Below are 11,269 nucleotides of genomic sequence, written 5' to 3'. Positions count from 1 at the left end.
CTCGCAGCCGAGCGCGTTCGAGACTGCTTGGAGGTCTACTTGAACAAAGATATGAAAATCCTCATCGTTGACGACTTTTCGACGATGCGGCGGATCATCAAGAACCTGATGCGCGACCTGGGTTTCACCAACACGCACGAAGCGGACGACGGCACCACGGCGCTGCCGATGCTGGAGAACGGTGACTACGACTTTCTGGTGACCGACTGGAACATGCCTGGCATGTCCGGCATCGACCTGCTGCGTAAGGTGCGTGCCAGCGAGAAGCTGAAAACCATGCCGGTACTGATGGTGACCGCCGAAGCCAAGCGCGACCAGATCATCGAAGCGGCCCAGGCCGGCGTCAATGGTTACGTGGTCAAGCCGTTCACCGCTCAGGTGCTCAAAGAAAAGATCGAGAAGATCTTCGAACGCGTCAACGGCTGAGTCACGCCAGGGGGCGCGCCATGGAATCATCACAAACGTCGTTGGGCGAGTTCGAATCGACCCTCAAGAAGCATGCCCAGGAGCTGGTCGAAAGCCTGGAGCGAGGCCGTTTTGGCGAGGCGGTGCAGCTGATTCACGAGCTGAACCAGACCCGCGACCGCGGCCTGTATCAGGAAGTCGGCAAGCTGACCCGCGAGCTGCACAGTGCCATCGTCAGTTTTCAGATCGACCCGACCATGCCGCAAGCCGAGGAGGTGTCGCAGATTACCGACGCCACCGAGCGCCTATCGTATGTGGTCAAGCTCACCGAGGGCGCGGCCAACCGCACCATGGACCTGGTCGAGGAAAGCACTCCGGTGCTCAACGACCTGGCCAGCGAGGCCAAGGCGCTGAGCACCGACTGGCAGCGCTTCATGCGCCGCGAAGTGGCTGCGCCAGAGTTCCGTGACCTGGTCAAGCGCGTCGACAGTTTCCTGACGCACAGCGCTGAAGGCAACCGCAAGGTAGCTGGCCACCTCAACGACATTCTGCTGGCGCAGGACTACCAGGACCTGACCGGTCAGGTGATCAAGCGTGTCACCACGTTGGTGACCGAAGTGGAAAGCAACCTGCTCAAGCTGGTGCTGATGGCCAGCCAGGTCGACCGGTTTGCGGGCATTCAGCATGACCACGATCAATTGCGTGCAGAAAAAGATCGAGAAAAACATCCGACTCGGGGTGAAGGTCCGCAGATTCATGCCGATAAGCGTGAAGACGTTGTGTCCGGTCAGGACGATGTCGATGATTTGCTGTCCAGCCTGGGTTTTTAAGGAGCACGTTTGATGAGCTTCGGCGCCGATGAAGAAATCCTCCAGGATTTCCTGGTAGAAGCCGGCGAAATTCTTGAGCAACTGTCCGAGCAACTGGTCGAGCTGGAAAGCCGGCCCGACGATGCCGACCTGCTCAATGCGATCTTTCGCGGTTTCCACACTGTAAAAGGGGGCGCCGGCTTCCTTCAGTTGAACGAGCTGGTGGAGTGCTGCCATATCGCCGAGAACGTGTTCGACGTGCTGCGCAAAGGTGAGCGCCGGGTCGACGCGGAACTGATGGACGTAGTGCTTGAAGCACTGGATACGGTCAACAGCATGTTTGGCCAGGTGCGCGAGCGCGCCGAAGTGACTCCGGCCACCCCTGAGCTGCTGGCGGCATTGTCGCGCCTGGCCGAACCTGGCAGCGCCGAAGCGCCTGCGGCAGCCGTTGCTGCACCCCAGCCCGCCGCCGAGGCGCCGCTGGCTGCTGCGGCCGATGACGCGCACCAGGACATCACCGACAGCGAGTTCGAGCAGCTGCTCGATTCGCTCGATGCGGTCAAGGCACAAGCTGCTGCCGACGAGCAGATGCAGGGTGAGCCCGTCAGTGCGGCCGGCGACGAAATCACCGACGCCGAGTTCGAGTCGTTGCTCGACCAGTTGCACGGCAAAGGCCAGTTCAGCGCCGAGGTTGTGGCGCCGCCGGCTGCCGTCAGCGCTGAAGCGGTCAGCGACGAGATCAGCGACGCCGAGTTCGAATCGCTGCTCGACCAGTTGCATGGCAAGGGTACGTTCCAGGTCGATGCGTTGCCGGGTGCCAAGGCGCCGTCGCCTGCCGCCGCTGAACAGACCGCTACGGCCAGCGCCGCCAGCGACGAAATCAGCGAACACGAATTCGAAGCCCTGCTCGACCAGTTGCACGGCAAGGGCAAGTTCGGCGGCGACGTTGCTGCGGTCGAAGCACCGGCTGCGGCCAGGGCGCAGCCGCCAGCTGCGGCGCCTGCGCCTGCCAGCAAACCTGCTGCTGCCCCTCGCGCGCCGGCCCCGGCCGCCGACAAGCACGCGGTCAGCGAAGCGGAAACCACCGTGCGGGTGGACACCGCGCGCCTGGACGAGATCATGAACATGGTCGGCGAACTGGTGCTGGTGCGTAACCGCCTGGTGCGCCTGGGCCTGAACAGCGGTGACGAGGCCATGTCCAAGGCCGTGTCCAACCTCGACGTGGTTACCGCCGACCTGCAGACCGCGGTGATGAAAACCCGCATGCAGCCGATCAAGAAAGTCTTCGGCCGCTTCCCGCGCCTGGTCCGCGACCTGGCTCGCCAGCTGAAAAAAGAAATCAACCTGGAGCTTGTCGGCGAAGAGACCGACCTCGACAAGAACCTGGTCGAGGCCCTGGCCGACCCGTTGGTGCACCTGGTGCGCAACGCCGTCGACCATGGCATCGAGATGCCCGATGAGCGTGATGCCTCCGGCAAGGCGCGCACGGGCCGCGTGGTGCTGTCGGCCGAACAGGAAGGCGACCACATCCTGCTGTCGATCTCGGACGACGGCAAGGGCATGGACCCGAACATCCTGCGCGCCAAGGCCGTTGAAAAGGGCCTGATGGACAAGGACGCCGCCGAGCGCCTGAGCGAGTCGGACTGCTACAACCTGATCTTCGCCCCGGGCTTCTCGACCAAGACCGAGATTTCCGACGTGTCGGGGCGTGGCGTGGGCATGGACGTGGTGAAGACCAAGATTTCCCAGCTCAACGGCTCGATCAACATCTACTCGGCCAAGGGTCAGGGCTCGAAGATCGTCATCAAGGTGCCGCTGACCTTGGCGATCATGCCGACCCTGATGGTGATGCTGGGCAACCAGGCGTTCGCCTTCCCGCTGGTCAACGTCAACGAAATCTTCCACCTCGACCTGTCGCGCACCAACGTGGTCGACGGCCAGGAAGTGGTGATCGTGCGCGACAAGGCACTGCCGCTGTTCTACCTCAAGCGCTGGCTGGTGCAGGGCCAGGTGCACGAAGAGCAGCGCGAGGGCCATGTGGTGATCCTGTCGGTGGGCACCCAGCGCATCGGTTTTGTCGTCGATCAACTGGTTGGCCAGGAAGAAGTGGTAATCAAGCCGCTGGGCAAGATGCTGCAGGGGACCCCGGGGATGTCCGGGGCCACCATTACCGGTGACGGGCGCATTGCGTTGATTCTCGACGTCCCGAGCATGCTCAAGCGTTACGCCGCGCGGCGTATTTGATTTCGGTGGCGCACCCTGGCGGGTTGCGCCGCCTAATGGAGTGTTTATGGCAGTCAAGGTCCTGGTGGTGGATGATTCCGGTTTCTTCCGCCGCCGCGTCTCGGAAATCCTCTCGTCGGATCCGACGATCCAGGTAGTGGGTACCGCGACCAACGGCAAGGAAGCAATCGACCAGGCGCTGGCGCTGAAACCCGATGTCATCACCATGGACTACGAAATGCCCATGATGGACGGCATCACCGCGGTGCGGCACATCATGCAGCGCTGCCCGACGCCGGTGCTGATGTTCTCCTCGCTGACCCATGAAGGCGCCCGGGTTACCCTCGATGCGCTGGATGCCGGTGCGGTGGATTACCTGCCGAAGAACTTCGAGGACATCTCGCGCAACCCCGACAAGGTCAAGCAGATGCTGTGCGAGAAGGTGCACACCATTTCCCGCAGCAACCGCCGTTTTGGCAGCTACGCCAGCCACGTGCCGGTGGCCGCACCTGCACCGGCGCCTTCCAGCAGCCCTGCACCTGCCAGCGGTTTCACCAGCCCTGCACCGGCGCGTACCCCCGTGCCTGCCCGTGCACCAGCTGCTGCGCCTACGCATTCGCCAGCCGCCAAGCGCAAGCCCTACAAGCTGGTCGCCATCGGCACCTCCACCGGTGGCCCGGTTGCCCTGCAGCGGGTGCTGACCCAGCTGCCGGCCAGCTTCCCGGCACCGATCGTGCTCATCCAGCACATGCCGGCCGCGTTCACCAAAGCCTTTGCCGAACGCCTCGACAAACTGTGCCGCATCAGTGTCAAGGAAGCCGAGGACGGCGACATGCTGCGCCCCGGCCTGGCGCTGCTGGCCCCGGGGGGCAAGCAGATGATGATCGACGGCCGTGGCACGGTGAAGATCCTGCCCGGCGACGAGCGCCTGAACTACAAGCCGTGCGTGGACATTACCTTCGGCTCGGCGGCCAAGTCGTATGGCGACAAGGTGCTGTCGGTGGTGCTCACCGGCATGGGCGCCGATGGCCGCGAAGGTGCGCGCCTGCTGAAACAGGGCGGCAGCACGGTGTGGGCCCAGGATGAAGCCAGCTGCGTGATCTATGGCATGCCCATGGCCATCGTCAAGGCCAACCTGGCTGACGCCGTGTACAGCCTGGACGAAATCGGCAAGCACCTGGTGGAGGCGTGCGTCTGATGGACGTCCTCAGCCTGATCGGCCTGATCCTCGCCTTTGTCGCCATTGTCGGTGGCAACTTTCTCGAAGGCGGCCATGCCGGTGCCCTTGTTAACGGCCCGGCGGCGCTGATCGTGCTGGGCGGTACCCTGGCGGCGGCGCTGCTGCAGTCGCCGCTGTCGTCGTTCAAGCGTGCCTTGCAGATCCTGCGCTGGATCCTGTTCCCGCCACGGGTCGACCTGGCGGGCGGGATCGACCGCGTGGTGAACTGGAGCCTGACCGCACGCAAGGAAGGCCTGCTGGGCCTGGAGGGGGTGGCCGACAGCGAGCCTGACCCTTATGCACGCAAGGGCCTGCAGTTGTTGGTGGACGGCGCCGAACCGGAAGCCATCCGCAGCATTCTCGAAGTCGATTTCCTGACCCAGGAAAGCCGTGACATCCAGGCTGCCAAGGTATTCGAGAGCATGGGCGGCTACGCGCCGACCATCGGCATCATTGGTGCGGTGATGGGCCTGATCCACGTGATGGGCAACCTGGCCGACCCGGCGCAACTGGGCAATGGTATTGCCGTGGCCTTCGTCGCCACCATCTACGGGGTGGCCAGCGCCAACCTGATACTGCTGCCGATCGCCAGCAAGCTGAAGGCCCTCGTCATGCGCCAGTCGCGCTACCGCGAGATGCTGCTCGAAGGCCTGCTGTCGATTGCCGAGGGTGAAAACCCGCGCTCGATCGAGCTGAAGCTGCAAGGCTTCATGGAGTAACCCATGCGTCGCCGTCGCCATACCGAGGAACACGAAAACCACGAACGCTGGCTGGTGTCGTACGCCGACTTCATTACCTTGCTGTTCGCTTTTTTTGTGGTGATGTACTCGATTTCCTCGATCAACGAGGGCAAGTACAAGGTCATTTCCCAGGCCTTGCTCGGGGTGTTCAACGACCCGGAACGCAGCATGAAGCCGATCCCTATCGGTGATGAGCAGCCGTTGAGCGTGCGCCCGGCCGAGCCGTTGGTCAAAGAGAGCGAGCAGACCGAGGCTGCCTTGGGTGCGACCAATGTCGACCCGCTGAAAACCATCAGCGATGACGTGCGCGATGCCTTTGGCGACCTGATCAACAGCAACCAGATGACCGTGCGTGGCAACGAGCTGTGGATCGAGATCGAGCTCAATTCGTCGCTGCTGTTCGGCAGTGGCGATGCCATGCCCAGCGACAAGGCCTTTGCCATCATCGAGAAGGTGGCCAACATTCTCAAGCCGTTCGCCAACCCGGTGCACGTCGAGGGCTTTACCGACAACCTGCCGATTCGCACGGCGCAGTACCCGACCAACTGGGAGCTGTCGTCGGCGCGGGCGGCGAGCATCGTGCGCCTGCTGGCCATGGAAGGGGTCAACCCGGCGCGCATGGCCTCGGTGGGCTATGGCGAGTATCAGCCGGTGGCCGGCAACGACACCGCCGACGGCCGTGCGCGCAACCGGCGGGTGGTGCTGGTGATTTCGCGCAACCTCGAAGTGCGCCGCAGCCTGACCGGCTCGGGCAGTGCCAACGCTACACCGGACGCTGCATTGCGCCGGGCTGGCACACAAAGTGCACCGGCAACGCCAGCAACGGTGGCGGGGCAATAAGTCGTCAAATCTCTGTCACTGTTAACGAGTTCATGACATTGACGGCGATCCCTGTGGGAGCGGGTTCACCCGCGAAGATCGCGACTCGGTATAAGGCACCGGCTTTGCCGGTGTTCGCGGCGGTTCGACGCTTCGATAAACCCGCTCCCACATTGATTGCGCGAGCTTTCAAATTTTGAGCAAGGCAGTGTCCCTGCCAAATCAATAGATAGAGTTTGCTTGATGAGAGTCTGGGCAGTAGCCAATCAAAAAGGTGGCGTCGGCAAGACCACCACTACCATTGCCCTGGCCGGCCTGCTGGCCGAGGCCGGCAAGCGCGTGGTCGTCGTCGACCTCGACCCGCACGGCTCGATGACCAGCTATTTCGGGCACAACCCGGATGCCCTGGAGCACAGCTGCTACGACCTGTTCCTGCACAAGGGCGGGGTGCCCGAAGGCTTGCCTGGGCAACTGCTGCTGCCCACCAGCGACGAGCGCATTTCGTTGTTGCCGTCGAGCACCGCGCTGGCGGTGCTGGAGCGCCAGTCGCCGGGGCAGAATGGCCTGGGGCTGGTGATCGCCAAGAGTCTGGCGCAGCTGTGGCAGGATTTCGACTACGCCCTGATCGACAGCCCGCCATTGCTCGGCGTGCTGATGGTGAACGCGCTGGCGGCCAGCCAGCAGCTGGTGATCCCGGTGCAAACCGAGTTTCTGGCGGTCAAGGGGCTTGAGCGCATGGTCGGTACGCTGGCCATGGTCAACCGCTCGCGCAAGCAGGCACTGCCTTACCAGATCGTGCCCACCCTGTTCGACCGCCGTACCCAGGCCTCGCTGGGCACGCTCAAGCTGTTGCGCGATACCTACGGCCAGCAGGTGTGGCAGGGCTACATCCCGGTCGACACGCGGCTGCGCGATGCCAGCCGCAAGGGTGTCACGCCCTCGCAGTTCGACGGCAAGAGCCGCGGCCTGATTGCCTATCGGGCGCTGCTAAAGCACCTGCTCACTTACAAGACTGCAGCGCAGGTGGCTTGATGACCCAGACTCGGCACACCAGCACCCGGCCACAGGTGGCCTTGCAATCGTACCTTGACGGGTTGCTGCAGGAGGCCACCGAAGCTGACGACCTGATCGAGCTACCGGCAGCGGCGCAAGAATTCGCCGCAGCGGTGCGCGAGGAGCAGGCGCGTGATGCCCGCCAGCCGGCAAGGCAAGCGCCAGCCGAAGCCGACATCAGCCCTGCGCTGCGACCTTTCGCCGAGCCCCGGCTGGCGGTGTTGCCCAGCGTGATACCGGTTGAGCCGCCAGTGGTGACCGTGGTCGAGCAGCAGGTGGTGGCCGAGGCCGCCATACCGGTGCTGGTCGAAGAGCAAGCCCCGCAGCCCGCGGTACCGTTGGTCGATGTGCATTTGCCGGCCCCCGACCTGCCTGTGCCGCCACCCAGTGAAGACGGTCGCCCGGCGTGGGCGGCCGAGCCGTTCGAATGCCTGCTGTTCGACGTTGCCGGTCTGACCCTGGCGGTGCCTCTGGTGTGCCTGGGCTCGATCTACAACCTGGCGGGCCAGGAGCTGACGCCGCTGTTCGGCCAGCCCGACTGGTTCCTCGGCATCCTGACCTGCCAGGCCGGCAACCTGAAGGTGCTGGACACGGCCCGTTGGGTGATGCCTGACCGCTATCGCGATGACTTTCGCCAGGGCCTGCAATACGTGATTTCCGTGCAGGGCTACGAATGGGGGCTGGCCGTGCACCAGGTCAGCCGTTCGCTGCGCCTGGACCCGTCCGAGATCAAGTGGCGCAGCCAGCGCGGCCAGCGGCCATGGCTGGCCGGCACGGTGATTGAACACATGTGTGCCCTGCTCGACGTCGCCGCACTGGCCGAGCTGATCGCCAGCGGCGCGGTCAAGCAGATGCATGCCAAACAGCAATGACAGCGAACACACCGCCAATGGCGGATTTTGAGGGTAGGGGAATGAAAAAGTCGTCCGCACAAGGTTCCGAAGATCCGATTCTGCAGTGGGTTACCTTCCGTCTGGACAACGAGTCCTACGGCATCAACGTGATGCAGGTGCAGGAAGTGCTGCGCTACACCGAAATCGCTCCGGTGCCGGGCGCGCCTAGCTATGTGCTGGGCATCATCAACCTGCGCGGCAACGTGGTGACGGTGATCGATACCCGCCAGCGCTTCGGCCTGATGCCCACCGAAGTTACCGACAACACCCGTATCGTCATCATCGAGGCCGACAAGCAGGTGGTCGGCATCCTGGTCGACAGCGTGGCCGAGGTGGTGTACCTGCGCCAGTCCGAGATCGAGACCGCGCCTAACGTGGGTAACGAAGAGTCGGCCAAGTTCATCCAGGGCGTGTGCAACAAGAATGGCGAACTGCTGATCCTGGTCGAGCTGGACAAGATGATGACCGAGGAAGAGTGGTCCGAGCTGGAGAATATCTGAGTTGATCCTACAGGTTGCTGTCATCTTCCTGGCGCTGGTCTGGGCGCTGAGCCTGTGGTTTTTCCTCAACTACAGCAAGCGCCAGCGCGAGCTGGCCGCGCAGCAGGCCGAGGGCGATGCCCTGCGTGACCAGCGCATCAAGGACCTGGCCAAGCGCCTGGACGACTACCAGAACGGTACCGTGCGCATGGGCGAGGCGCTGCACGCGTTGAGCGCAGTGGTTACCCCGCTGCCCGACAAGATCCAGCAACTGGAGCAGCGCGACCCCAGCAACGTCACCTTCAGCCAGGCGGCCAAGCTGGTGGGCATGGGCGCCAGCGTCGCCGAGCTCACCGAAAGCTGCGGCCTGACCCAGGCCGAGGCGGAGCTGATGAGTAAATTGCATCGCAGCGAAAACGCCTCGTCCTGACGGCTCTGCCCCGGTCTGTTCGCGTATTTACCCCCGACCAGGCCGGGTCTGCTGCCGGCTCATGAGTGGCTCCAGGAATGATTGCCGCCAACCCTCGCGAAGCGGTTGAGTGGCAGCAGTGTGCGCATGGCCTTTTGGCTTTGGGCCAGGTCGACGAACCGGTAGGCATTGATCCGGGGTATGGCGTAAAGGTTGATCAGCTGGCGCAGGGTACGCAGCCCTGGCAGGTGACGGTCGACGACGTCGGTGAGCATGGCTGGGCCGGTAAGGCGACTGAGGCGGTTGGCATAGCGGTAGAAGTTGGCTGGGTCATCGGCCAGGCTCGGCTTGCTGTCGTAGAAGTCCTGGTTGGTCTGGTAGCGGGCGTGGATTTCTTCGGATATGGCCTCCAGCAACGGATTGCCCGGGTGGCTGCCTATCAGGCTGGTATTGTACAGGCAGTTCATGCCCAGCTTTTCATTGGACATGGGCGGCGCCAGCAGCAGGCCATCCGGGGTGGTGGCCAGCGTTACCTGGTCGATAGCTTCGCCAGGGCTGCCGGCGGTTTGCCCGTCGGTGACCTGCGGGTATTCGCCAGTGCCAAGCAAGGTGTCGTCGACGTCCATGTACAGGCCGCCTTCATGGTGCAGCATCGGGTAGCGCAGCACATCGGATGCCGAGGCGTAGTTGGTGGCGATACCACCGTTGCCATCCAGGGCCGCGTCGTACTGTGCGTAGTAGCGGCTTTGGCGAAAGGCCCTGAAGAACGCTTGCTCCTCTAGTGGCAGTACTTGCAGGCCGGGCGCATGTTCGGCCAGCAGTTCAAGGTTTTCGGCATAGGCCTGAGGGGCGGATTTGCCAAGGTACAGGCGCAACTCGTACTCGCTGTCCTTCAGCCGGGCAGCGTTATTGCCCAGGTTGGCCAGGAGCTTGGGGCTGATGGTGCGGTCGCCTACCCACAGGCACGAAATGGTCTTCGGAATCGGGTAGCTGTTGCTGGCCTGCACCGGGATATCTACCGGGAACCTGAGCTCTACGCCCAGGGCACGCAGGCTCTGGCTGCGCATGCCATTGCCGGGCACGCGACTGGCGGGCGCAGCGACCAGGTCGCGGCGGCCAGCCTGGGCAACGTAACCGGTGGGCTCGATCTCGTTCAGATCCCCTTCGCGAATGAACACATCACGTTGAAGGTCGTAGACCATGCGCTGTGTGTAGCCGTCGATGCAGGCATCGAGGTGGTCGACATTGCTGTCGTATTGGGGCACGCGGATGACAGCGTCGGCGATGGCCTGATCGCAATCGGGCAGTGGCGGGATCGGCTCAGTGATATGGAAATAGGGCACGCCTTCCGGGGCTGGCAAGCGCGGGGCTGAGACCGGGCTTGCCGGGTAACCGATCTGCTCGTTCAGCCGGGTGGGCGGCACGAAGCCATCGAGTTTGAACTCGAACAGGGTCTGGGCCTTGGTGGCGCCTGCGATAGCCAACGGCAGGGCATTGAACAGGCCCCAGGTGATGTTGCCGACGCCATCCTGCTTTTCGTGCAGCGATTTGCCATTGATGGCCTGGTCCAGTCCCAGGCCCAGTTGTGCGATGCCGCCGATAGCCAGCAATGGCGCCAGCCCGGGTACTACCAGGCACAACGGAGCCAACAGGCTGAGGGTGCTGGACAGGTAACCGCCCCAGCGGGCTTTGCTGACCTGGCTGTCGGTGGTGATCAGAAAGGCTGCGTCGTCGTAACTGCGTTGGCGCTGGTGGTCTGCCATTGCCTGAAACAGGTCACCATCAATGTCGGGCGAGTATTTTTCCTGACGGTAATTCACGTACGTGCGCGGTGACCACTTGCCGTCGTCGTTGAAAAAGCCATGTTCAGGCGGTAACGGATGCCGGGCAGGGTACGCGGCCAAACCCTCAAGGGCTGTATCCAGGCCGCTGAAGTCGAGGCCCTGGGGGGCGTCCGCCAGCCTGAAATGCTGCTTCAGCGCTGCGCGTCTGTCAGGGTTTTTGCATTGTTGGCCTACCCAGTCCTTCAGCAGGTCTTCGCTGGCGAACTCCAGCAGCGGCGAGCTGTTGCCGGGAATATAGAGCACGATCAAGCCGCTGGCGGGGGCCTTGAGGCACAACAGATCGGTGGCTGCGTAGCCGTAGATGTTCAACATGCTCACCCGTAGCGCACTGTCACGTGGCATCAGCCCGCCGGCTTGCCATATCAACCTTCTTGCT

At 63.2% G+C, this 11,269-nt stretch carries 11 protein-coding genes; 10 read left to right on the top strand and 1 reads right to left on the bottom strand.

The features are described from left to right. The first annotated feature begins 51 nt into the window (after positions 1-51). From HP546_RS18330 to HP546_RS18285, 10 genes are all read left to right on the top strand, one after another. Positions 52-426, top strand: a complete 375-nt coding sequence (locus HP546_RS18330) for a chemotaxis response regulator CheY (protein WP_172228080.1) — start codon at positions 52-54, stop codon at positions 424-426. Between the two features lie 20 nt (positions 427-446). Next, a complete protein-coding gene (locus HP546_RS18325; protein ID WP_172228078.1) occupies positions 447-1,235 on the top strand; it encodes a protein phosphatase CheZ in 789 nt (262 codons plus the stop codon). Between the two features lie 12 nt (positions 1,236-1,247). Further along, complete coding sequence (locus tag HP546_RS18320; protein ID WP_172228076.1) at positions 1,248-3,458, top strand: chemotaxis protein CheA; 2,211 nt, start codon at positions 1,248-1,250, stop codon at positions 3,456-3,458. Positions 3,459-3,504: 46 nt separating this feature from the next. Next, a complete protein-coding gene (locus HP546_RS18315; protein WP_172228074.1) occupies positions 3,505-4,635 on the top strand; it encodes a chemotaxis response regulator protein-glutamate methylesterase in 1,131 nt (376 codons plus the stop codon). After that, positions 4,635-5,375 carry a flagellar motor protein gene (locus HP546_RS18310; RefSeq protein ID WP_172228072.1) on the top strand — a complete coding sequence of 247 codons (741 nt, stop codon included), beginning with the start codon at positions 4,635-4,637 and terminating at the stop codon, positions 5,373-5,375. The genes HP546_RS18315 and HP546_RS18310 overlap by 1 nt, the downstream gene beginning before the upstream one ends. Before the next feature lie 3 nt (positions 5,376-5,378). Next, positions 5,379-6,236: a flagellar motor protein MotD gene (motD, locus tag HP546_RS18305; protein WP_172228070.1), complete on the top strand. Its 858-nt coding sequence runs from the start codon at positions 5,379-5,381 to the stop codon at positions 6,234-6,236. Between the two features lie 222 nt (positions 6,237-6,458). Continuing rightward, positions 6,459-7,247, top strand: a complete 789-nt coding sequence (locus HP546_RS18300) for a ParA family protein (RefSeq protein WP_172228068.1) — start codon at positions 6,459-6,461, stop codon at positions 7,245-7,247. Next, a complete protein-coding gene (locus tag HP546_RS18295; protein WP_172228066.1) occupies positions 7,247-8,140 on the top strand; it encodes a CheW domain-containing protein in 894 nt (297 codons plus the stop codon). The genes HP546_RS18300 and HP546_RS18295 overlap by 1 nt, the downstream gene beginning before the upstream one ends. A 41-nt stretch (positions 8,141-8,181) precedes the next feature. Further along, positions 8,182-8,661 (top strand): chemotaxis protein CheW, encoded by a 480-nt coding sequence (locus tag HP546_RS18290; protein ID WP_003254393.1) that lies wholly within the window; start codon positions 8,182-8,184, stop codon positions 8,659-8,661. A 1-nt stretch (position 8,662) separates the two neighbouring features. After that, on the top strand, positions 8,663-9,070 hold the full coding sequence (locus tag HP546_RS18285; protein ID WP_172228064.1) for a DUF2802 domain-containing protein: 408 nt from the start codon (positions 8,663-8,665) through the stop codon (positions 9,068-9,070). Between the two features lie 59 nt (positions 9,071-9,129). Here the strand turns inward: HP546_RS18285 and HP546_RS18280 are convergent. Then, positions 9,130-11,269, bottom strand: a 2,140-nt coding sequence (locus HP546_RS18280; RefSeq protein ID WP_172228063.1) for a dermonecrotic toxin domain-containing protein, incomplete at its 5' end; no start/stop codon positions are given.

Origin of the sequence: Pseudomonas sp. CM25 (genome assembly GCF_013179705.1) — a bacterium.
Taxonomy (GTDB): Bacteria; Pseudomonadota; Gammaproteobacteria; order Pseudomonadales; family Pseudomonadaceae; genus Aquipseudomonas.
Note: the sequence above shows the minus strand (reverse complement) of the source record. Positions and strands in the feature narration are given on the sequence as shown.